Below are 23,505 nucleotides of genomic sequence, written 5' to 3' on the forward strand. Positions count from 1 at the left end.
TTCTGACAGGTACTTTTGTCGATGCGCTTTTGCACACAGATTTCGCCATATGCAAGCATCCTAGCTACCAAGGTGGCTTGGCCCCTCCTTGGGTTGGACTTTCACCAACAAGATCATGCGTGCCTCTGGGCACGCGGCATAACAAAAAGGACACTGGATGATATCCAATGTCCCTCATTTAATAAGCTTATATTCAGCCACTGTAACGCTTTTATCCAACCTATTACGAACGTTCTGCTTTCGGCAAAGCATTACGTAAACGCTTGGCCCGATAACTCTGATATGCACGAATCAACATGCCAATGATAATCATGACCACACCGATGTTAATTGCGACATCAGCGAGATTCAAAATCCCGCGTCCTGACGGAAATACGAGGAAATCCGTTACCCGGGCATAGATAAATCGATCGATCGCATTTCCTAAAGCCCCACCGACCATAAAACCCGCGCCAGCTTGCATCCAGAAACCGCGAATCTCACCCTTACTCCGGTAATACAACATACCTGCTATGAACAGAACAGCAATCACACCGAACAGACGCGCATTTCCCTGAAACATGCTGCCAGCCATTCCACTGTTCTCGTAATGCTGTAACTGCATGCCCGAGTTACCCAGTCTCATGACGTCGCCAACTTCCATATACATCCTCACTGCAATCTTGGTTCCCTGGTCCACCAAAGTCACCAGCAGTGCTACAAAATAAAACAGCATCGTGCTTCTCCTCCTGCCTACGTAGCAATAACTTATTTTAACTTTAAGAGTTATGTATATTAGGTTCCCTTCACTTTAACACAGCCGATGTACGGTCTCCAAATGAACGGTCTTTAACCACGCAAATAACGTCCACTAACATCGTTCAGACTGCATCCAGAAGGGACTACACCAATCCATGTCGAATGTAGACATCAATCATATACGTAAAGGGGATGTCTGTAATTTGAACCTGACCATGACAGAGAAATTAAAGGAAATGCAACAGGAAGAAAAGGACTTGGTATTTGGCACATTTAATTCTGAAATGGCACTTAACCTTGGCCTGCATCTGGTTGAAGAAGCGAAGCGTCGTTCCCAAGCCGTGACCATCGACATAACCCTGAAGGGACATCGTCTCTTTTTGCATGCGATGGAAGGCACTCATCCCGACAACGAAGACTGGATTCGACGCAAGAACAACGTGGTGAATCATTTCTCCTCCAGCTCTTGGCACACGGCTCTGCGGTTGAGAAGCGAAAATCAAACACTTGAGCAAGACTTCAATCTGCCTTCATCGGACTATGTCCTGGCTGGTGGCGCTTTCCCGCTTATTCTGGAAAATGAGGGACAAGTCGGCACCATTACAGTATCAGGTTTGCCTGATGAAGAAGACCATGATCTGGTCACGACAGGAATCCGCTCTTTTTTGTTGCAGCAGAGTTAGATTAAAATGGGCAATAAAAAATCCGTACCTGGGATAGGCACGGATTTTCTTCTTTTTCCTGTAGTTAAATTCCTGCGTTTATTGGATCGCTGAGAGAACGTCCAGCAGCATGGATTTGAATTTGGGCCGATCAATGGCTTCACAGACACGTACATTCGGCTCTTTGCCAAAACGTCCGTTGATATCAACCACACTGTATCCACGTGTCAGTTCTCCTGCCGCTTCCACATCCACATAATATTGACCCGACTTGGTCATGATGGATTCATCTGCCGCTACAGCCATCAACAATGTATCCGGATGAGTGGTGCCATTGAGTTTATGTACCGACTTGTTGAACTCCATAACCACTTTGTTGATTACAGTGAAGAAATCGGCACCCGATGTACCTAGAGCCGCAATCTCTGCATGATCGTCATCGTCCATCACTGAATATTGCGTGCACATCTCCCAGCCAACCATCGTAATCGGAATACCTGCATGCAGTACAATTTTCGCTGCTTCTGGGTCTACGTAGAAGTTATACTCCGCCGCCGGTGTGATATTGCCCAGTGCATTATTCGTTCCGCCCATGATGTACAGGTGAGCAATCTCCGGAATAATCGTAGGGTCTTTCTGGATCGCCATCGCAATATTGGTCAGCGGGGCAATCGCCAGAAGTTCAATTTCACCTGGATGTGCATGCACCTTCTCAATGATAAAATCAACCGCATGCCCGCTCTCGGGACGCTGATCTGCCTTCGGGAAATGCGCGCCGCCCATACCATCATCGCCATGCACATCTTCCACTGTCCGGTGCTGAGCCTTTCCGTAGGCCATTAGCGGACGCTCGCAACCTTTATACACAGGTACCTTGCCGCCATGTCCAGCAACCTGTACCGTGTACAGGGCATTTTCAACCTCTTGGTCGAATTGTACGTTACCACCCGTAATGGTGATGCCTTCCACCTGAAAGTGATGCAATGCCGTCAGGATCGCAATCGTATCGTCTCCTGCTGTATCTGTATCGATGATGACTCTTCTCATGATGCCGCGCTCCTTCTTCCATTTGATAGTAAACTCTATAAAACACTATGTCTTATTTTACATCAAAAACGTACCGATGACGATGGAAACGCCGATGATAATCGAACGCAGCAGCTGGGCTACCGCCATATTGCCTCGTGCAATTTCGTCACACACCCGCATTTTTGGAATCAGGAAATCAAATATAATATAGACCAGGCACAGCACAATAATTCCAAACGCCGACCACAGCAGCATATCCAACCACGAATGCGTCGAGAAAGATACCATGCCCACAATAATACACAGTCCCAGCAATTTGCTGCCCATGTACATGCCTGCCGCCTCGTTACCTTTGGCGATTTCCTCACTATCGTTATACCGGGTCAATTTGCTAAAAGCGAAATATCCACATACCAATACCACCAGCAGAATGCCTACACCCACCGCCACATTCACGAGGTTTAATCCCAAGTTTTCCATTCCTTCTCCTCCTCATCATTCATCCGTTCACGAACCGTAGCCGCGCAATAATAGGCCATATCTCCGGTTACTTTCTCCCCGACCCGTGGTAGTATCCCAGCCAAACGCCCACCGATAACAAACACCCCTGTAAGCAGATAGCCGCTGTATGCTCCAGCTTCCGTCTCGATCACAACCTGTTCCATCGGAACCAGCTGCTGATAGATTTTGGGCTGATTTTCGTAATAAGCTGTGATCTCTTCATCCTCGTCTGTTGCCCCAGATGCAAGATTGGATTCCAGCGCCTCGTTAAGAGGATGCTCCATATCCTGCTTTCCAAAGGCATTGTCCGTTCCTTCATCCAGCAAAAGAGTTCCTCTGCCTTCGCGCCCCCAATAGCTTTTGGCTACATATGATATGGCGTTCAGCTCGAAGGGCTCAGATGAAAAATAGGTGGGCAGCAGATATCGGGAAATCACGTCCATTTCTGCTTCATCAAAGAGGGTAAACCCGCAATATTCCGGGGTTTGCTCGTTCCGCTCGTAGAGCGACCAGATTGCCGCCATGAAACCTTTGCTCTGCATCAGTACATGCTGAACGGGATTCATCAGGCCCAGTCGCCCTTCACGTACAAGTTCAAGCAGTGCAGCACCAATGTCCACCCCTGTCGTCTCATCCCGATCATCGATCAGATACTCCAGTGGATAGAGACGGTACAGCAAGTTAATCTCCCGCCCCTGATGGTAAAGCGCCTCCCCAGGAACAATCTCCAGTTCCTCAAGTGGAGCATAGAAGACTTCGTATCCGGCTTCCTGACAACGTTTCATCAAGTATTCCGTATTTGTTCGATCTTCGACATGTTCACCAAAAGAAGTAAACGTCACCGGACCCTTTAATCCCTGCTCTGCATAGAATTCCAGCCATATCCTGAAACACTCCCGAATACGTGTATCCATCTCGGCAGATGGTTCAGTCAACGCGGCATCCTCAGCAAGACCGACCAGGATATTTTCCAATGCAGCAGCCTCCGGTATACCCGTAGGAGTGTCCGTATTATTTTCAATACACTTGGGCCCAGCTTCTCCGATAATCCAGTCCTGACGGGTAATGCCTCCAGTTACCATCTCCATACGTGCTGCCGGAATAAGCCCCGGATGGATACCCAGCTGATGCTCCAAAAAAGAATCCGGCATGTATTGCTGGATAAATCGCATCACTTTACAGTAAATTCCGTCTACCGCCTCGGCTGCGGTATGCAGTTCCAGCACCTCCGAGGGAGAGTAGACCGTTAATGCTGGCACACAATATTGCTTCCCGTACATTCGATGATATGGAATCTGTTGTTCCGTTTCACCCTGAAATACCTCCTCGTGACTTAACGGCAGTTGAACCACTTGCCTCATCCGGTTATCCTCCCGAGCTACGGAAGAAGCTACCGAAGCCGCTTGATTTGGACTTGGATTTGCTATAGGAGCTGTTACTGTCCTTATTGCTTCGATACGACGACCCACCGTAGTAATAGTGCCCACTGCTGGAATCATATTCACATCCGGTATCATACTCCGGGTCACATTCATCATTGTTGCTACCACAACCGGATAACACGGCAGGAACCGCCAGCATCAGGGAGAAAGCAACCAGCTTTGCTTTTGATCCGGGTTTCGATGCTTGCCCCCGCTCTTGGTCACTCATTACAGATCCACCTCTTTCATATAAAACAACACTTTCTTGCGATCCGCATCCAGCACGGAATACATGAACTCATACGTCTTGCCACCGCGAACCATGTAATGGTCCAACAGTTGCTCGGCAAGCTCCATTGTATAGGTGGATGAAGCTGTGAGCTCCAACTCCTGAAACGAACTTCCATTCCAGAGCATATACTCTGCGCTGTACATGGAAGACATTTTGCACATCGCCAGCGCAGCATCCGCAATGGCTGCACCGTACTCGTCCGGCATCTGTTGGTCATATGGCGTTACATATACTGCATGTTCCCGCCCATCCTGGCATTCATTGGACAGATGCGCCCAGAGTTTGTTTTTCACCAAGGTGGCATCCACCAGTTTGCGCATGAACAGTTCATCTCGTGTGACTGAAGCCTGTTCCAGCACTCCCGTCTCCGCCTGTCGATCATCCGACCAACTCCGATACGTCAATGAATAATAGATACCGATAACCTCCCTTTTTGCGAGCTCTTAGGTGAGCCGTTTCAATTCATACAAACGTATTTAACGCATCAGAAGGAAAAAAGTTACACTAGTGAATCAATTTCATAGTACCTTTAGCTGCTTCAAATCAAGGCTAGACATAGATCAAAATGGTTTAATTTGTCTATGTCTAGTTACAAAACTCCATTTTTAGTGATTTATGAAATTGATTCTATTCACCATGACATGTAATAAAGAACATGTTGGCTACCTTCGTTCTCCGATTAACCCTGCAGGAAATAACATACTGTTTTCTACTTTTGGTACGCAATCCAGTTCAAAAAGGCCGGAGAAAATTCTCCGACCTCGTTTGTTCCATCTTATGCTCATGCCATTCTGACTTATAACTCAGCCCACTGTGCCAATACATCATTATATTCAGCGGACAATTGCTCGCGATCATTCCAGATTTGTTCCAGTTCAAGCGGATTGTTCTGCACCATTTCCAACTGTTGATCCAGCACCTGAATCTCTGCCTCAAGACGAGCCAACGTCTGTTCCAGCTTCTCCGCAGATTGTTGGTTGCCACTGCCACTTCTATGTTTCGATGCAGTTGCTGCCGAAGGAGTCAACGCCTTACCTGATTCAGTAGAAGCTTTATGATCATGACTTCCACCGGCAGCTACAACAGTGGATCCGTTCATTGTCGAGGTTGCTCCTGGCTTCTTCCCTGATCTGGCAGTCCCGCCGGGCGCGGACGTTAAACCTGACTTCATCTCTGACTTGGTGTTCCCACGAGAAGAAACGCCCACGCCTGCTGTAGCCTGAGTTGTCGCCGCCGCACGAGCTTGCAAATCAAGCTTCTTCTCACGATACGCCTCATAGTCTCCCAGATAAGCGGTCATCTGACCGTCCTCCAGTTCCCAGACACGGGAAGCGAGGCGATTGACGAAGTACCGATCATGCGAGATGGCAAGTACGGTTCCTTCAAAATCAACCAGTGACTCTTCCAGCGCTTCTCTCGATGCGATATCCAGATGGTTGGTTGGCTCATCGAGCAACAGTACATTGGGTTTACGTTGCACCAGCAGAGCCAAACGCAGACGCGTCCATTCCCCGCCAGATAATTGCCCGACAGAGCGGAATACATCCGCTCCATAGAACAAATATCGTGCCAGAATTCCGCGAGCCTCTCCCTCTTCCACGCCTGCTTCTAGACGGAAGTATTCGAGCACATTCAGCTTTGGATTCGTAGGTTCCTCCTGTTGAGCCAGATACCCGACATCCACACGCGCCCCCCACTCCAGCTTGCCCGCATTGGGCTGCTCGTCACCAAGCAACAGCTTGAACAGTGTCGTCTTGCCGGAGCCATTGCGGCCAATGAGTGCAATTTTATCTCCATATTCCAGCAGACCCGAGACCCCGTGCAGGATTTCACGCTCACCATAGCTCTTCTCGACCTGTTCCAATACCGCTACCCGTTTACCCGTTCGATCCGTAGGACGCACATCGAACTCGGCATTTCGGCGCTCCAGTACAGGACGCTTCACCTGTTCCATCCGCTCGATGGCTTTACGCATAGAAGCCGCCCGTCTGAAGAACTTTTCATTCCCACCAACTCGGCCCCACTCCTCTAACTGGCGGATCGTTTCCTTCATTTTTTTGATTACCTTCTGCTGCTCCTTGAACTCCTCGAATTGCTGCAACAGCCGTTGTTCCTTCACTTTCATATATTCCGTATAACCGCCAGCAGATGTTTCCGCTTCTCCATCCTCCAGCTCCAGTGTTCGATTCACGACCCGATCCAGAAAATAGCGATCATGCGAGATCAGGACAATGGTGCCGGGATATTCTCGTAAAAATCCTTCCAGCCACTCAACCCGCTCCAGATCAAGATGGTTTGTCGGCTCATCCAGCAATAACAGGTCGGGTCTTACGATTAGCTGTGAAGCCAGCACCACCCGAGTCTGCTCCCCACCAGACAGGGAACCAAAGCGCCAACCATAGTGTGCCTTGGCGATATCCAAACCGTCCGCCACCTGATCGATCCGGGCATCCATTTCATATCCACCCTCACGCTCGAACTGGTCTTGCAGTGCCGCGTAGCGTTTCAGCAGGCGCTCCAATTGATTAGGGTCTGCTGCACATGCCGGATCGGACATCTGCTGCTCCATTTCCTTCATTTGCGTGCGACATATCATAAGCTCCTTGAATCCAAGACTCAGTACATCCAGTACGGTATGGTCATCCAATCCTTCTGGAACCTGAGCCACATATCCCATTCGTGTATCTTTCTTGATCATCAATTGCCCTTCATCCGGCTTGTTCAGTCTTGCCATCAGGCGCATAAGTGTGGTCTTGCCGCTTCCGTTGCGGCCAATCAGGGCGACCTTGTCACCTTCCATAATTTCAAACGTAATGCCGTCCAGCACCAGATGTGCTCCGTGGTATTGAGTCAGTTGTTGCGCGCTAATCATTATCATAATAAGGTTCCTCCTATGGTATGGAAGATCCTGACCGCAACACAAAAAGAGCCGCAGGAGGTTAGCTCCGCGGCCCTTCAGAATTCAAGCAATATCGCTTATCGTCCGAATGAGGTCAAGGCAGGCATCTTCTCGCAAATGTAAACTTCCGTATATTCAAAATTGGACAGACTTCTCCCGTTGGTCAGAAAAGTATGAACAATGCCAGCCATAGCAATCGGCAGCTGGCTAATACGGTTGTTAAGCATCTCGTGATTCACCTGTCTTCACCTCCCTTGTCATAATTAATGTCAATATATCACAGACGGATGCGTTCCTGCAACCATCCCATCGCCCAATTCAATCATACTGTACAGTAGTTTCATTCTTACGCTTAATTCCTGCCCCGTCGCCGAAGCATTACATCCCTGATCGCCACCGTAATAAGTGTTAACATTCCCGAGGTACCCAGTGATGCGCCGAGCAGGGCATATCCGATGCCGTTCCACCCGCCAATATCGATGCTGATCATGATTACAACGGCACCGCCAAGCAAGGCCACACATGGCAATATATATTGTACCCACGTCATTCGTCGTCCTTGCAATCGGTAAATAAGCCATTCAATCAGCAGCTGTACCGCCCACATTCCCAATGTCCACAAGATCAGTACTTCCATAAGGTTCCCCTCCTGTTGTTGGATGGATTAAGCCCTTTGTTACAGACCTTTCGTTACTTCAACCAATCCGAGAAAAAGTGTCGGTACCCTTCTTTCATCTTCGTGCGCGAAAAAGCACCAAAAGCATACTCCCGGTTGTCTTCTGACACACTACGAGGCGCAGCCGCAGCCATATTAACCAGTTCAAACCAGTTATCCTCATTGCCTGCAAAGGCATGCGTGGATCGAATGTGACCGTAGCAGGCATGCTCCGGCTTCACGACCATTTTGCCCATCGCCATCGCTTCCGTTAGCGGCATCGCAAACGTATCAAAGGCCGAACAGTTCCAATACACCTTGGATGAGTTCATCAACGTAAATATCTCATCCTGCGTGAGCGCAAACTTCAGCTTCACGTTGGAAGGAATGTCGTACTTCTTCATGGTTTCCTTATAGCGTACACCGCCAAACACCATATATACTTCCTTGTCCGGGTTCTGCCGAGCGTATTCCAGCACCAGATCCGGGCGACGATTCGCTTCATCCCTACCGATCCAGAGCACCCGATTATGCACAACCTGACTCGGATCATAGTACCGGTTCGCCAGCTCTTCGCTAAAGCCAATCGGGATGACGTTCACGTCATGTACGCCGAAATTGCGGCCCAGTTCTGTTTTCAAAAACTCCGTCTGTACAATGGCTTTATCCACCATCGTATAAAATGGCTTCATCATCTCATATCCCGTTAGCGCGGGATCGGGGAAACTGTGCGGGAACAATACACTTTTCGGTAAGAACATCTTCAAAAATGTAAACCCGGATACGGTGTAGATAACATGCTCTATATTCTGGCTATGAATCTGATCCAGCACGATATCGTAGTTCACCAGGTCACCTTTCTCATGCTCATAACCCGGCAACCAGTCGTATCCGCTGACATGACGCTCCGGCGAGATGAACACGATATCAACACCCAACTCCAGACCAATCTGCTTCAGCCGATCCGCAAATACGCGTGGCCCCTGTGCTTCCGTGAATTGAATTTTACGCATAACAAGTCCGACTTTACGCAAGCTTCTCACCCCTCATTTCTATTCCTCAGCCAAGTGCTTCATGCACTGTTCCAGCGTCGCTGCCGTCTCATGCCACTGGTTACGCAACTGTTCCTTCGGCCACACACATTCCTCACTTCTCAGGTCACCATCAATTAAACGCAGCATCCAGAGTGAGAATACAATAGCATAAGCGTCGTACCATTCTGCAAAAGAAACCCGTTCAATCTGCACGCCCAGGCTCCCCAGTTTGTCCAAATAAACATCCATAACCCGCTCTCGCAATGCAGGCGTAACCGTTCTGGGAAACAGCGGATGCGAGAGATCAACTAGGTGATATATATCCCACAGTGGCGTATTCAGATGGGCATGCTCCCAATCCAAGATGACCAGTCTGCCGTCCACCTCCGCCATGTTACCTGGATGCAGGTCTCCGTGACACAAAACAGTAGGAAGTTCTTCCTCTGCCGTGAGGATCAACCTGGTGATCTTATCCCAATCGGATGTGGATAGTTGCATATCCAATCTGGATAACAGTTCATCGGTAGATTGCCTATGCATTTGCAACTCATCCAACATTGTGCGAATGGACGGTTTCTGACCCACGCGAGGTAGCTCACTCCAATCCGTAACAGGCAATGCATGCCATGCTGCCATATGTGCCACTGCGCCGAGCATCGTCGCTTCTTGCGAATCATGCACCAGTTGCCCCAGATCCTCGTAGATCATCCAGCTCTTTGCTGGAGCAATGTTAAGATCCGACGATGCAATGAGTTGCGGATAGATTGGTGGTAAGCCAGACATCACACGCTCGTACATCCATCGTTCCCGTCCATGCTGTACAGGATTCGTCAACGGTTTGAAAATATAACTTTCACCGGTAGGAACAGTGAATCGCTCCACATATCGTCCGTTCATTCCTTTATACAACTGTTCACGGCTTGTTATATATTGATCATTCAGCATTCCTTCGGGCGTCACCCAGCTGTATGCATCCAACTCTTCGTTCACGCTACCCACCATCCATTTCGTTCTCCCTGCTACTCCGATGTTGATTTCTATTCATCATACGTTGCCGCTCACAAGCCTGCAAGCTTTGGTCGTAAGCGCTTATTCAGTGTCTCAATTCAGAGTTTCAAAATTGCTTATTGCATTTTGGTTAGTAATCACTTACTATACAATCATGAAGAACAAATCTCATGTGGATAGCAAAAAGAAAGATATCCTACAAGCGGCGATGCGCTTGTTCGCAACCAAAGGCGTTGACGGCATATCCGTCAAAGAGATCGGTGACGCCGCCGGAGTAACCGATGCGGCGATCTACAAACATTTTAAAAACAAAGATGCCGTTGCCCTGGAAGCCTTCACCCAATACTGTGTCGACTATACTGCACTCATTGATGGGTATGTTCGACAGGAAGGTCCGGTGTTGGAACGCTTCAAGCAACTGGTTACCGAGGTTCTCCATCTGCATGATGAAGATCCCTACGGGCTACTGCTGATTTCACAGAATCATGAAATATTCATTGAAGCCGGAAGTAGCGAGGATTACCGTCAGCCATTGGATGCGTTAATGGATCTGATCGATCAGGGAATGATGCGGGGCGAACTGCCTCAGCAGGATTCACGGCTCACAGCCGTGCTGGTGATCGGTGCAATTACACGTATGGCGGTCTCCAGTATGCAAGGTGAACTACCGGAGCTGTTGGTACCTTATACGGGGGAAACGGTTCACAGACTTGCATCGATGTTAGGGCAGGCACCTCAGGAGTAACAATCGAGATGGGATGAAGCTAGAAATGGATTAGCGGAGCGTAGGGAAAACGACGTGAGCAACTACATTGTTTCCGAAGGAAACAACCTTCGTAAACATCCGCTTATTTCGGCTGAATCCCATATTCGATGCAGATGATACCGCTAGGCATGATTCGTAATCAAAAGCGGACTTTTTGAACAACTTCTAAAAGAGAATCGTCAGCATACCATTAGGATATAAGAATGGATTACCGGGTCACACGTGACCTTTTCTTTTTGCACATGAGGTTAGTGTTCATTAACTAAAATAGTCAGGACGTGTCATCTTCCATGAAAAAAATATTAATTATTCAAGGCAATCCCGTCTCCCCCAGTTACAACGGCGCACTAGCCGAAGCTTACCGTAAAGGTGCGGTGCAGGCGGGTGCCGACGTCCGCATGATTACCCTGAACGAGCTGACATTCAACATGAATCTGGAAGGAGGATATCGTAATAAACTTCCGCTCGAACCGGATTTGCTACAAGCTCAAGAAGCGATTAAGTGGGCTGAGCATCTTGTATGGGTATTCCCAATCTGGTGGGGAGGACCACCTGCCCTGCTGAAAGGTTTCGTTGACCGAATCTTTATGCCAGGTTACGCCTTCAAGTATCAGAAAGGAAAACCATTCCCGGATCAACTGCTCAAAGGCCGCACCGCTCGCATGATCACCACGATGGATGGTCCGAGCTGGTACTTCAAATGGTTCCAAGGTGAGCCTGCACATAAAATGATGAAAATCTCCACATTTGCACTGACTGGCATCAAACCTGTGCGGATAACACCTGTAGATCAAGTTGGTAAAAAGTCAGATGAACAGAGAAAGAATTGGCTTGATAAGATTGAGCAGCTTGGGCGGAAGATGGGGTAAAGATTTCTGCAAGAAAGCCTCATGGGAAGTATATACTTCTCTCCAGATTTTCACGTTGTAAGTTAAATCAAAAATCTGTGGATACGCGCAATTTGAAGGTAGTCCTGTAATCTGCAAGTGGCACAATTGTAATTATAGTCTGACTTATAACAGAAAGCAGAAATGTGCCTATTCCCAGTTACAAAAAAAGGGTTGTCCCCTACGTCTTGAACAAGACGTAGGGGACAACCCTTTTAGTATTCATTATGATCTAACGAACCGTAAACACGTTATTAGCGCCATTTCCGATAAGTCTGAGGTTTAACGAATCGTAGACGCGTTATATCCTCGATCTGTGTATCATTTAATGATTTTAAACTAGTTTGCACCGGAATAACTTCACTGAGGTTCGTTACATTTTGCATTCCACGCTAAATCGCCATTTAACACTGACTCGGTTCGTTAGCGACTTGCCCATCTACAAATACAAACAACGCATTACCTAAACGAAATACGACCTGATGGATGCTCAGGCAAAATAGCTGTAACCAACTGCTGCACAGCCGGATGATCAGACTGCATTACCGAATCCCCGGCATCACCGCTATATACCAGCTTTCCCTGATCCATCACGGCAATGCGGTCACAGATCGTCATGGCAGCTCGAATGTCATGTGTGATAAAAAGGTAAGACAACCCGTAGGATGCTCTTAACTCTCCCAGTAAGGATAGGATTTGCGTCTGGTGCACCATATCCAGGCTGCTGATTGATTCGTCCAGTACGATTAACTTTGGCTTGAGCGCAATGGCTCGTGCGATGTTAACTCGCTGTAATTGCCCACCGCTGAACTGGTGCGGAAGCTTGCTCCCATCCTCAGGTGTAAGCCCAACCTGCTCAAGCAGTTGTCCGACCACACGAAGTTGTTCTTTTGCCGAAAATCGCTCGTAATTATCCAGTGGCTCACCGATGATCTGCGCGGCAGTCATGAGTGGATTCACAGCCGAATAACAGTCCTGGAACACGACCTGCAGATCGCGCCGTAATCCCTTAAGCACGGGTTTGCTGGATCGATAGATATCCTGACCCTGAAATAAAACCTGACCCTGGCTGGGCTTCTCCAGACCAAGAATGATTTTACCCAAGGTACTTTTACCTGCCCCGCTCGTACCCAGGAGCCCCAGACACACACCCTTTTCGATCGTAAGTGAGATATCTGCCAGCACAGGAGGACGCGCTCCCGAACGATCCAGCCAGTTGCGTTTGCCATAGCTATGGCTTACTTCACGTACCTGAAGCATCAGGTCATCCTCCTCTCTTGTACTTGGCAGAAGCAATCTCCGAAGAAGCCGAAATTACACATCACCATGTCTATTCCAACCCTACGCCTACCCACTCAAAATCAATTCATACCCGCTCTACACATACACTCACTGAACAATTCAACTCATCTGTCATTCGCTATCGTCCTAAATACATACTGGGTCTGGCATTTAACAACATCCGTGTATACTCATGCTGCGGGTGATCGAACAGTTGGTACACATCCGCCTGCTCCACAATTCGCCCCTTCTGCATGACCGCGACTTCATCCGCCATTTGCGAGATCACGCCCAGATCGTGGGAGATGAGCAAGATGGATGTGCCATACTCCGTACGTAGCCGATCCAATTCCTGAAGCACCTTGAACTGATTCACGACATCCAGTGCCGTCGTTGGTTCATCAGCAATAACCAAAGCCGGTCGCAGGCACATCGATATGGCGATCATCACACGCTGCAACATACCGCCACTCAGTTGGAAGGGATATCGCTTCATCAGTTTAGCTGGTTCGGGTAAGTTCATATCTGCCAAGGCAGCAATGGCCCGCTCTCGGGCAGCTGCTCTGGACATTCCCGTATGCGTACGCAAGGTTTCAATGAATTGAGATCCAATCGTATATACGGGTGTAAAAGCATTCATCGGATTCTGCATAATAAATCCGATTTCCTTGCCGCGGATGCGCCGCATCTCCTCACCTGACAACGAGCCAAGCTCCCGTCCATTCAGGTGGATGCTGCCCGACACTTCCATCCTGCGCGGATCAAGCAGATGGAGCAACGCGTTACATGTAACGGTCTTACCACTGCCACTCTCACCGACGAGACCGAAGACACGACCTTTTTTTAATTCAAAATCAATGGGCTCCAGTAACGGGACTGAACCCTCCGCTGTTCTTAGATTCACTTGCAGACCACGAACTTCGAGTACCTTCGCTGCATCATCCATCGTTACGTTCACCCCTCATATGCCTTCGATTCCGAACCACTACCTTTTTGCAATGCCATAACGCTCGGATAACGCTTCTCCCAAAATGTTGAACGTAATGACTACGAGCAGAATCAATGCCCCCGGGTAGATCATCAACTCCGGATGACTGCGAATATAACCTGTCCCCTCATGAATCATAGCGCCCCATTCTGCATTCGGTGGTTGAATACCGAGTCCCAGGAAAGACAGAGCAGATATATCCATAATCGCCCACCCCATCTCCAGAGTACCCATCACAACGATCGGACGCTGCACGTTGGGGATGATATGTTTCCGAATAATCGTCCACGAAGAGGAGCCGCTAATCCGCGCCGCTGCGATGAAGTTCCGTTCTTTCAGACTAACGACCATGTTCCGGCAGATACGTGCATAATACACCCACTGTACCATCATGAGTGCTAGAAGCACCTGCATCAAACCTGGACCAAAGATCCCTACAATACCGAGTACCAGCACCAGATTCGGAAACGCCATAATGCCTTCACACAAGCGCATCAACAGACTGTCCACCCAACCACCAAGGTAACCGGAGATTGAACCTACAATGACACCTATGAGCAAAGATGACAGGAAGATCAGGGTAGCAAATCCAAGCGACACTCTCGCTCCATACATCAGCCTAGTGAGATTGTCGCGTCCCAGATGATCCGTTCCGAGCCAATGCTCAAGCGATGGACTCGCCAGCTTCTGCAACAGATTCACCTTCACCGGGTCATGAGGAGCAATCCATGGGGCTAATAACGCGATCACGAAGAAAAGCAATATGATCACCGAGCAGATCTGGATGGCTCTCTGCCCTTTAAATACCGCACGCCATTTGTTTATCAATGTTCTGCCCGTCCTTTCGCTGAAATCCGTGGGTCCATAACGAGCTGCACCAGATCAACGAGCAGATTGCATACGATGAACAGGCAGGCCGCCAGGAAGACATAACATTGAATAACGGGAATATCCCGATTAAATATCGCATCGACAAAATAACGTCCGAACCCAGGCCAGGAAAACACCTGCTCTACAATAATGGTGCCTGTGAGCAGCTTGCCCATACTCATCCCCATTCCTGTAATAAGGGGCGATATGGCGATTTTCAGGACATGCTTGAGCATAATCACTCTTTCGCGAATTCCGCGTGTTCTCGCATACTGTACATATGTCTCCTGCAATTGCTCCAGTACACTGGAACGTAACAATCGGGTGTAGACCGCAATAAGAATCAAGGAGAGAGTAATCGTAGGCAGAACCAGATTCTCCCACGATCCACGCCCCTCCACAGGCAGCCAGTCCAATTTCACTGAGAAAAAGAAGATCAGCAAGTAACCGAGCCAGAATTGCGGAATAGATGCTCCTAAATAGGAAATCGCACGACTGACCATGTCAATCCAGCTATTCTTATACACCGCCGCCAGTATTCCCAAGGGAATACTCACCAAAGCCGATAACAATATACTCCAGAAGGCTAGTTCAGCCGTAGCGGGAATCCTTAGTTTCACTTCATCCCATACGGGTTTGTTGGTGAGATATGAGGTGCCAAAGTCGAGCTTGGCAATCTTCTGAATCGTATGCACATACTGGGTTAATAAAGACTGATCCAGACCGAACTCATGCCGCTTTTGCGCAAGCAGCTCCGGTGTTGGATAGATATGAGCGGCTGTCAGATAAGCCTCGGCTGGATCAACTGGCGATATATGAATAAGCGCAAAGGTAACAAGTGTAGCGATAAATACGATAGGAATGATCGCGATCATTCGTTTACCGATATAACTGATCAACAAAACTTCCTCCCTTTTATCAAGCTACATGACCTTGCCAAGGCCTTACCACTCCGAAATTAAAGTAAATACAACTTATTGGTTGCCCAATTCAATGCCTACAAACGGATTCTCATCACGGTTTGCCGGGAAAATAAAGTTGGAAATTTTCTTCTGATATACCGCCGTTTTCTTAACATACGAGATGGGGACAATCGCCGATTGTTCCTGAAGTGTTGTCAGGATGGAGCCATACAGCTCCTGACGTTTCGTCTCATCTGTTGATGATAGTGCGGCATGTACCTGCTCGTCCAGTTCCTTTTTCATCGGCAAGGCACTGAGCGTCTCAGAGATACCAAATCCTGGGCTCGCTACAACGTTAATGAAGGAATGTGGATCATACGGAGCACCATAGTTGTACCAGAAATACAGGTCAAAATCATTGGCTTTCAAACGTTTGATCTGTACCGTCAGTTCCAGCCCAGTGAGGTTTACTTTAACCCCAAGCTCGCTCCATTCCGCCTGAATGGTCTCAGCCATCGCTTTCTGAATCGGGTCCGTCTTGTCAAAAATCATTTCGAATTCAAGCTGTTGGCCGTCTTTCTCACGAACGCTACCATTCGCAGGCATCTTCCAACCCGCTTCATCCAATAAAGCTTTGGATTGTTCCACATTATATTCGATCGGTTTCAGGTCAACATTGGTGTATGGGTAGTTTTTGGATAGTGCCGTATCTGCCGGTTCTTCCAGACCCAGAGTGATGCCTTCCACCATCGCTTTTTTGTTAAATCCTTGCTGGAGCGCCATCCGTACTCTGAGATCAGACAGCTTCGGATTGGAGGAATTCAGCAGCAGATCTCGCGTACCTACCGGATCAGACAGCTGACTCACATATTTATCGTTGTCACGAAGCTGTTGGAACGCATCCAGACTGATCATACCTTCACCATAGATCAGGTCGAGATCACCTTTTTCAAAAGCAAGCACGCGGGTTTCTGCATCAGGGATGATCTTAACCGTAATCTGATCCACCTTCGGTGCGGTTCCCCAATAATTCGGGTTGCGTTTGAAAACAGCATATTCGTCCTGCTTGTAATCAGCCAGCATCCACGGGCCCGTTCCAACTGGCTCTTTGATGCCTTGGGATGTATCTCCGTCATCCGGGAATCCGGCTTCACCCAGGAAGCGGAAAGGACGAACCACAGACAAATCCTGAAGAACAGGATAGTACGGCTCTGTGAGTGTCAACCGGAACGTGTGGTCGTCCACAACCTCTGTCTTGTCGAGCACACCTACAATGCCCAGCCAGCTATGTGTAGCTTTATTTTTCATCACAGCATCAAAATTCTTTTTCACAATCTCAGCATTAAATGGTGTACCATCTGAGAATTTCACACCTTGGCGAAGCTTAAATGTATATACTTTGCCGTCATCGGAGATGGTCCATGATTCTGCCAGCGCAGGTTCCAGTTTTCCGTCCTTCTGGTAACTGATCAGTGGCTCATAGAGCATGGATTGGGCAAATAATTGCGAAGGATTGTACGTGTGCGGATTCATTGTACCGATATCACGTGGCCATGACATCGTAATCGACTTCGTAGATGTTTGATCCGAAGCAGCAGATGAGGATTCATCTCCACTTCCTGTATTGCTGCAACCCACAATAACGAGTAGCAACAAGAGCATAGTTGCCAGCGTGAGGGCCGAAGATTTGCGATGTTGTACAGACATGAATGTTGAACCCCTTTTCTCTATTTTATGATAATGATTATCATATTCATCCATTAAGAATAGGCAGGAGCCCTCCTTTTGTCAACAAAATTCGACATGGTATGTGTTGTTACTAAAATAGCCAAAAAACCTTTCCTGTGGGAGTAAAGGCTTCTTGACATGAATGTGAATTACAACTAAAAAAATAAGCTCCATCATAATCTGTTATTCCTTGCTCACAGCATGGAAATCACGAAAGTACATATGCAGATATATCACTGAAATCCATCTTCATACGCCTTCTTGTTTCTCATTTAAACTTCTACAGCGATGCCCTCATAGAACCGACGAATAACCTTCTCCGCGGGCTTACCATACACCCCGTATCCGTCATCGGTCAGCGCATCCTTCTCCGCATGCAGATGTGCGCTCCAATCCCATAGACCGAATCCGCGCACCCAGTCACGCTGACTGACATGCCGGAACATCGCTTCATAGAAACGCTCCTGTTCCTCCGCGCTGACTTCGCCTTCCAGCCCCCAATCGTTTGGAACCTGGGCCGATCCGTTGCGGCTGGGACAGCCTGCTTCCGCGAAGAAAAAGGGTTTGCCATAGGGAGCAATCGCCTGTTCAATGCGATCCAGCTGTGCCTCCCAATCTCCGATGGGATAGTAACCACTGGAAGAGATGACATCCACGGCATCCCACCATTTCACATGACCTTCCTGATATTTGTCCGTGTTGTATGACACCAGCCCAGTATACACTTCACGCACACCGGCGATCACCTGGCGCCACTCTTCATCCCGACGCTCGGATTGCACCATCTCACAGCCAACAATGAACATCTCACACTTTTCCTGCTCTGCAATCGCTGCATAATGCTTCTGAAATGCTGTGTAGCTACGGAACCAATCCTTCCACTTCGGCTCACAAGGTACATCGATATCAAAAAAGTTAATATGTGCACGCCATGTGCCATCGGTACAATTGACGGTTGGTTTCAGAATGACACGCAGCCCGAGTGTACGGGCATAACGCATCATGTCCACCAGTTCATCATCCTCCACCAGATGTGTGCCCCGATACTTGACCTCTACCGCCTGCGGATGATCCTGATGTGCCGCCAGTGCAAAAATAACATGAGAACTGCCTGTACGTTCTGCCATCAGGCGCAAAGATTCTTTGGCTTCCGGCTTACGGAAGTCACCCTTGCCACTTATCCAGCCAAATGTAAATCCCTTGATATAATCCATATGCATTACAGCTTGCCCTCTTCATGATCTCCGGCGATGACTTCATCCGTCTCGATCACATAGTTCACGATCTCTTCGATGGTTGTGTAAGCCACGCCCACATACGTGTCGGCGGCGCCGTAATAGATAGCGATACGTCCGGTCTCGGCATCATGCAGTGTTGCACACGGGAAGATGACGTTATCAACGAAACCTTGTTCTTCGTACCATTTTTCCGGTGTCAGCACAAAGTTGGAGGAACGATATTTTACTTTGGAGGGCTCATCCAGATCCAGAATGACCGCACCCATGCTATAGACAAAACCATTACAGGTCCCAGTGACGCCATGGTAGAACATCAGCCAGCCTTCGGACGTTTCGATCGGAGCAGGCCCGCCGCCAATTTTTACCGATTGCCACCAGCCTTGGCCGCCCTTGCTCATCACATGACGATGCTTGCCCCAATACACGAGATCCGGGCTTTCACTCAGGAAAATGTCCCCGAATGGCGTGTGTCCACTGTCACTTGGTCTGGACAACATTACATAGTTATCGTTGATTTTGCGTGGGAATAACACGCCATTACGGTTAAACGGCAGCATTGGATTTTCGAGGCGGACAAATGTTTTGAAGTCATCTGTTTTGGCCAGGCCCAGTGCTGCGCCGTAGAAGTCTGTACACCAGATGATGTAATACGTGTCCTCGACTTTGACCAAACGTGGATCGTACGCATAGTTCGGCATAAACGGATCGCCATTTTCATCTACAAATGCAATGCGTTCCTCTTCAATTGTCCACTCCAGACCATCTTCGCTTGCGCCCATGTGAAGGTGTGGACGTCCATTAACGGTTTCGGCGCGGAATACACCAATGAATTTTCCTTCATATGGTACAACAGCACTGTTGAAAATGCGGGCAATACCTTTGACCGGATTACGCGGAACCACCGGGTTCGCCGAATGTCTCCATACCGGGCCTTCCGTTCCCTCCGGTTTGTTCTCCCACGGCATATTCAGCAAAGCATCCCCAACAATGTGTACGTTTTTCGTTTCGGCAACTGACATTTTTCATTTCTCCCTTCGGTTAGGCTTTATGAAATGAATACTTAAAATTGCACTAGACCACTTTGATGACAGAACAACCTTCCGATCGCCGTTATCCCCAGATTTTTTTTGATCCCCTTATAAAAGGGAAAAATCCGGTTATAGCGTATGCTTACGGAGCGCGCTTTCTTTCAGAAAGCTTTTAGCGTCCCCTCCGTTTCTCCAGCTTTTTTCTGTCCTCTTCGTTCCTGTGTATTCTCATATGCATTTCATATAGCCTTTCGTTTTTTTATTTAACTGAGCCTTGCGCGAAGCCATTGTAGATGTACTTCTGTAACAGCAGGAAGATGATCATCGTTGGAATAATGGCGATCATGATGCCGGCGCTGATGACTTCCCACTGCGATCCAAACGGTCCCTTGAATTTGAACAAGGCGGTGGATATGACCTGTAGATCGGTCTTTGGCATGTACAGGAACGGTGTGTAGAAGTCGTTATAGATGTTCACACCCTTCACGATAATGACCGTTACAATGGCCGGTTTCAGCAGTGGCAGAATGATTTTCCAGTAGATCGTGAAGTACGAAGCGCCGTCCAGCATGGCGGATTCATCCAGTGCACTTGAGATGGAGCACAGGAACTGCAAGAAAATATAAACCGCGATGATATCTGTACCCAGATACATCACGATGGCCGCCCAGCGTGTGTTGAACAGGTCGAGCGCGTTGATGATCTGGAATGTGGCGACCTGTGTCGTAACACTTGGAATCAGGGTAGCGAGCAGGAATGCCGCGACCATGATTTTCTTACCTTTGAATTTGAACCGATCCAGCACATACGCGATCATGGAGCCCGTTAAGGTCGCTCCTATAATAGAGATGATCAGGATAATAATTGTATTTTTGAAACCAACCAGCATGTTGCCATCCACAAAAGCCTTCGCATAGTTCGCGAAGTTCAGCCAGTTGGCTGGCGGGGCAAGCGGGCTGCTGGTAGCGTATTCCGCATTCGTTTTGAGAGATGCAAACAGGATGACCACGATCGGTAACAGCGCGATAAACGCCGCAAGCACCAGGGAAGCATATTTAACCACGCTCGCAAGGGTGTATTTGAGTTGTGTCACGTTTATTCCTCCCCTTTCATGGTGACGCGCTGCACAAGCGTAACGAGAATAACGATCAAGAGCAGCACCACAGCCATGGCGGATGCCAGTCCCAGCTTGCCATATTTAAACGCCAAATGAACCGTCTGGATTACAAATGTCATACTGCCGTTGGAACCATCGGTCATGATATATGGAATATCGAACGCACTAATTGCGCCGCTAATCGCCAAGATCAGGTTGAGCTGCAGGATACGTGTAATGCTTGGCAGGATGATGTGGCGGAATTGCTGCCAGCGATTGGCGCCATCAATATCGGATGCTTCATACACATCCTTCGGAATGGAAGAGATTGCACCCAGGAAAATGATAAAGTTGAAGCCCATGTATCTCCATACTGATGCACCTGCGAGTGACACGTTGATAATATTCGGATTACCGAGCCAGAGCTGCGTGTATTGTCCCAGCCCTACAGCATGCATGAGCATATCGAGTGTACCGTCCGGTTTGAAGAAAAAGAGGAAGATAAAACCGATGGCTACCCCATTCAGCAAATAAGGGAAAAACAGTATGCCTTTGAAGAAGTTTTTGCCTCGAACTTTGAAACTCAGAATGGTGGCAAAGTAAAGCGCCAAGCCCATCTGTAAGAACGTAGCCACGAAGTAATACAAGCTGACAATAAATACTTTGAAGTATTCGGGATCACTGAATATGCGCGTGTAGTTCTCAAAGCCAACATAATCGAACCTTTTACTGTATCCGTTCCAATCGGTGAAACTGTATTTGAACATGTTGATGACCGGTAAGTATGCAAACGTGAACAGCAACGCCAGCGGAATAATTGAGAAGGCACAGATAATAAATATGCGTTGCGCTGAGTAGCCCCAATTCGAAAGTTTTAAGTACTTCATGCTCTCCACACCTCCAAGCGGTTCTCCCGCCTATATATCGAAAGACTCCCGTCCAATGGAATTCCTGCGGAATAACTGCCGGGGAAGAGCATGGGTACCATGCTTTCAAATACCACATATTCCATGCTCCATTCATATATGGATTCCTATATCCCCGCAGTCCATTCATCACCTGATCCACTTACGTTAATCCAATTATTTCGTGAGTTCTGCTCTTGCTTTGACCCACTTGTCGTTCAGATCTTTCATGATGTCGTCATACGATTCCTTGCGGTTCCCAATACCTGCTTCGATAATGCGTTTCTTGAAGTCAGGCTGCCAGAGACCGATTTCGCCTTCGTTATCAATCTTGTCAACCAGACCTTCCTGACCTTCTTTGGCAGGTGTAAGCGTGGAGAATTTCACATCTTTATATTGATCCAAAATTGGTGGTAATTCCGCGTTTTTGTCTGCATCCATACCGCCGCCCTGTTCAACTGCATAGTTCGATTTCGCCAGGAACCAGTCAATCCAGGCTTTGGCAGCAGGTTTATTCTCACTGTTTACGTTCATGCCGATGTTATAGTCGGCGGAGAGCGGAACCACAACCTCACTAGCATTGGTTGGGAATGGTAAGAATCCAATGTCGTCCGGGGTATCCGTCATACCTTGGATCTGTGTGATGGCCCAAGAGCCCAGTGCCATTGTGGCAATTTTGCCTTTGGCAAGATCTGCTTTGGAGCTTTCCCAGTCGGTTGTTGTTGGATCTTTCTCGATTAGACCGTTCTTGGCTGCATCAAAGAGCACTTTATATAGTTCATAATGCGGCTGACCAGGCACAAAGTTCTCATCTGTGTTCGGTTGGTCCACGTTAACGTAATCCACACTGCCTGCAACGGTTGGCAGATCCGATTCCCATTGGGTGAGAGCCCAGCCGGATGCATAGTTGGTGTAGAGCGGAACCGCATCTGTATTGTCTTTGACCAGTTGAAGCGCAGCCTGGAATTGCTCCGGTGTTTTGGGAACTTCCATAATGCCTGCGTCTTTGAAGACCTGTTTGTTATAAATGATTCCGGAGAACGTAATCACGGTAGGGATACCGTATACCTGACCATCCACCATGCGTTCTTCAATAGCCGTGTATTTGTCTTTCAGTTCATCGTACGTGCCAAGCGGCTCGAAGAAGTCCGGGATATCCGCGATCGGAACACTGGTCGGGATCATCAGTACATCACCATAATCCTTGGTGCTCATACGGATTTTAACTTGTCCTTCGTAGTCGGCCAGCGCCTGAAAGTTAACTTTGACATCAGGATATTCCTTGTTGAACTCTGCTGCGTAGTCTTTGAATACGGTATCAACAATATCTGTACGTTGCGTCAGAACGGTTATTTCACCTTTGATATCTGCCGGATCTGTGCTGATCTCCTCCCCTGCCTGCGAAGATCCACCTCCGGATGAACATGCAGCAAGTAGCGAAGTGATGAGCAACATCGTCAGCAACATCATCCAACCTTTGTTTTTTTTCAATTGTTTCGACCCCTCTCTTAAGTTAATTAAGTTATCGTTAAGGTTACAAAATGAATTCTATTATGGTAACGCTTACCTGTCAATTA

General features: G+C 48.2%; 24 protein-coding genes. 3 read left to right on the forward strand and 21 right to left on the reverse strand.

The genetic code is table 11. The features are described from left to right. Nucleotides 1-223: 223 nt before the first annotated feature. The gene (gene lspA / locus MHI52_RS29585; RefSeq protein ID WP_036606631.1) at nt 224-715 is read right to left on the reverse strand and encodes a signal peptidase II; all 492 of its coding nucleotides are present in this window, start codon (nt 713-715) and stop codon (nt 224-226) included. 238 nt (nt 716-953) lie between these two features. On the opposite strand from lspA, the gene MHI52_RS29590 reads away from it, so the two are divergent. Next, the gene (locus MHI52_RS29590; protein WP_127551564.1) at nt 954-1,421 is read left to right on the forward strand and encodes a heme-degrading domain-containing protein; all 468 of its coding nucleotides are present in this window, start codon (nt 954-956) and stop codon (nt 1,419-1,421) included. A gap of 78 nt (nt 1,422-1,499) precedes the next feature. Here MHI52_RS29590 and MHI52_RS29595 read toward each other — a convergent pair whose 3' ends face one another. The 10 genes from MHI52_RS29595 to MHI52_RS29640 form a co-directional block, all read right to left on the reverse strand. Further along, nucleotides 1,500-2,447, reverse strand: coding sequence for a nucleoside hydrolase (locus MHI52_RS29595; RefSeq protein ID WP_405158131.1), 948 nt, complete (start codon nt 2,445-2,447; stop codon nt 1,500-1,502). 57 nt (nt 2,448-2,504) lie between these two features. After that, nucleotides 2,505-2,909 (reverse strand): DUF350 domain-containing protein, encoded by a 405-nt coding sequence (locus MHI52_RS29600; protein ID WP_017691702.1) that lies wholly within the window; start codon nt 2,907-2,909, stop codon nt 2,505-2,507. Further along, complete coding sequence (locus MHI52_RS29605) at nt 2,891-4,291, reverse strand: glutathionylspermidine synthase family protein (protein WP_405158132.1); 1,401 nt, start codon at nt 4,289-4,291, stop codon at nt 2,891-2,893. Before MHI52_RS29605 ends, MHI52_RS29600 begins: the two co-directional genes overlap by 19 nt. Nucleotides 4,292-4,295: 4 nt before the next feature. Continuing rightward, nucleotides 4,296-4,580, reverse strand: coding sequence for a hypothetical protein (locus MHI52_RS29610; RefSeq protein WP_036671603.1), 285 nt, complete (start codon nt 4,578-4,580; stop codon nt 4,296-4,298). Then, complete coding sequence (locus MHI52_RS29615) at nt 4,580-5,047, reverse strand: hypothetical protein (protein ID WP_127551550.1); 468 nt, start codon at nt 5,045-5,047, stop codon at nt 4,580-4,582. The genes MHI52_RS29610 and MHI52_RS29615 overlap by 1 nt, the downstream gene beginning before the upstream one ends. Before the next feature lie 392 nt (nt 5,048-5,439). After that, nucleotides 5,440-7,521 carry a ribosomal protection-like ABC-F family protein gene (abc-f, locus tag MHI52_RS29620; protein WP_405158133.1) on the reverse strand — a complete coding sequence of 694 codons (2,082 nt, stop codon included), beginning with the start codon at nt 7,519-7,521 and terminating at the stop codon, nt 5,440-5,442. 98 nt (nt 7,522-7,619) lie between these two features. Further along, complete coding sequence (locus MHI52_RS29625; protein WP_405158134.1) at nt 7,620-7,781, reverse strand: hypothetical protein; 162 nt, start codon at nt 7,779-7,781, stop codon at nt 7,620-7,622. Between the two features lie 113 nt (nt 7,782-7,894). Continuing rightward, nucleotides 7,895-8,179, reverse strand: a complete 285-nt coding sequence (locus MHI52_RS29630) for a hypothetical protein (protein ID WP_074092695.1) — start codon at nt 8,177-8,179, stop codon at nt 7,895-7,897. Between the two features lie 53 nt (nt 8,180-8,232). Next, nucleotides 8,233-9,231, reverse strand: coding sequence for a glycosyltransferase (locus MHI52_RS29635; RefSeq protein ID WP_282319943.1), 999 nt, complete (start codon nt 9,229-9,231; stop codon nt 8,233-8,235). An 18-nt stretch (nt 9,232-9,249) separates the two neighbouring features. Beyond that, nucleotides 9,250-10,221, reverse strand: coding sequence for a phosphotransferase family protein (locus tag MHI52_RS29640; RefSeq protein ID WP_405158135.1), 972 nt, complete (start codon nt 10,219-10,221; stop codon nt 9,250-9,252). A 172-nt stretch (nt 10,222-10,393) separates the two neighbouring features. Here MHI52_RS29640 and MHI52_RS29645 point away from each other — a divergent pair, with 172 nt between their 5' ends. Together MHI52_RS29645 and MHI52_RS29650 are read left to right on the forward strand one after the other, a co-directional pair. Next, on the forward strand, nt 10,394-10,984 hold the full coding sequence (locus MHI52_RS29645; protein WP_405158136.1) for a TetR/AcrR family transcriptional regulator: 591 nt from the start codon (nt 10,394-10,396) through the stop codon (nt 10,982-10,984). A 311-nt stretch (nt 10,985-11,295) separates the two neighbouring features. Further along, nucleotides 11,296-11,874, forward strand: a complete 579-nt coding sequence (locus MHI52_RS29650; RefSeq protein WP_405158137.1) for an NAD(P)H-dependent oxidoreductase — start codon at nt 11,296-11,298, stop codon at nt 11,872-11,874. Between the two features lie 477 nt (nt 11,875-12,351). Here the strand turns inward: MHI52_RS29650 and nikE are convergent, their stop codons facing one another. The 10 genes from nikE to MHI52_RS29700 all read right to left on the reverse strand — a co-directional run bounded on the left by nikE (nt 12,352) and on the right by MHI52_RS29700 (nt 23,419). Further along, on the reverse strand, nt 12,352-13,152 hold the full coding sequence (gene nikE / locus MHI52_RS29655) for a nickel import ATP-binding protein NikE (RefSeq protein WP_405158138.1): 801 nt from the start codon (nt 13,150-13,152) through the stop codon (nt 12,352-12,354). 160 nt (nt 13,153-13,312) lie between these two features. Beyond that, complete coding sequence (gene nikD, locus MHI52_RS29660; protein WP_405159434.1) at nt 13,313-14,119, reverse strand: nickel import ATP-binding protein NikD; 807 nt, start codon at nt 14,117-14,119, stop codon at nt 13,313-13,315. Between the two features lie 39 nt (nt 14,120-14,158). Continuing rightward, a complete protein-coding gene (gene nikC / locus MHI52_RS29665) occupies nt 14,159-14,989 on the reverse strand; it encodes a nickel ABC transporter permease subunit NikC (protein WP_036606611.1) in 831 nt (276 codons plus the stop codon). Next, a complete protein-coding gene (nikB, locus tag MHI52_RS29670) occupies nt 14,986-15,930 on the reverse strand; it encodes a nickel ABC transporter permease subunit NikB (RefSeq protein ID WP_076251867.1) in 945 nt (314 codons plus the stop codon). Before nikB ends, nikC begins: the two co-directional genes overlap by 4 nt. Before the next feature lie 75 nt (nt 15,931-16,005). Continuing rightward, nucleotides 16,006-17,640: a nickel ABC transporter substrate-binding protein gene (nikA, locus tag MHI52_RS29675; RefSeq protein ID WP_076252219.1), complete on the reverse strand. Its 1,635-nt coding sequence runs from the start codon at nt 17,638-17,640 to the stop codon at nt 16,006-16,008. A gap of 293 nt (nt 17,641-17,933) precedes the next feature. Then, nucleotides 17,934-18,875 carry a glycoside hydrolase family 113 gene (locus MHI52_RS29680; RefSeq protein ID WP_101313569.1) on the reverse strand — a complete coding sequence of 314 codons (942 nt, stop codon included), beginning with the start codon at nt 18,873-18,875 and terminating at the stop codon, nt 17,934-17,936. A gap of 5 nt (nt 18,876-18,880) precedes the next feature. After that, entirely contained in the window at nt 18,881-19,918 is a 1,038-nt protein-coding gene (locus MHI52_RS29685) for a glycoside hydrolase family 130 protein (protein WP_076251869.1), read from the reverse strand. Between the two features lie 268 nt (nt 19,919-20,186). Then, nucleotides 20,187-21,020, reverse strand: a complete 834-nt coding sequence (locus tag MHI52_RS29690) for a carbohydrate ABC transporter permease (protein ID WP_076251871.1) — start codon at nt 21,018-21,020, stop codon at nt 20,187-20,189. Between the two features lie 2 nt (nt 21,021-21,022). Further along, entirely contained in the window at nt 21,023-21,910 is an 888-nt protein-coding gene (locus tag MHI52_RS29695; RefSeq protein ID WP_017691677.1) for a carbohydrate ABC transporter permease, read from the reverse strand. A 195-nt stretch (nt 21,911-22,105) separates the two neighbouring features. Then, a complete protein-coding gene (locus MHI52_RS29700) occupies nt 22,106-23,419 on the reverse strand; it encodes an ABC transporter substrate-binding protein (RefSeq protein ID WP_047840861.1) in 1,314 nt (437 codons plus the stop codon). Nucleotides 23,420-23,505 lie beyond the last annotated feature (86 nt).

It is taken from the genome of Paenibacillus sp. FSL H8-0283 (assembly GCF_045040675.1).
GTDB lineage: Bacteria > Bacillota > Bacilli > Paenibacillales > Paenibacillaceae > Paenibacillus > Paenibacillus amylolyticus.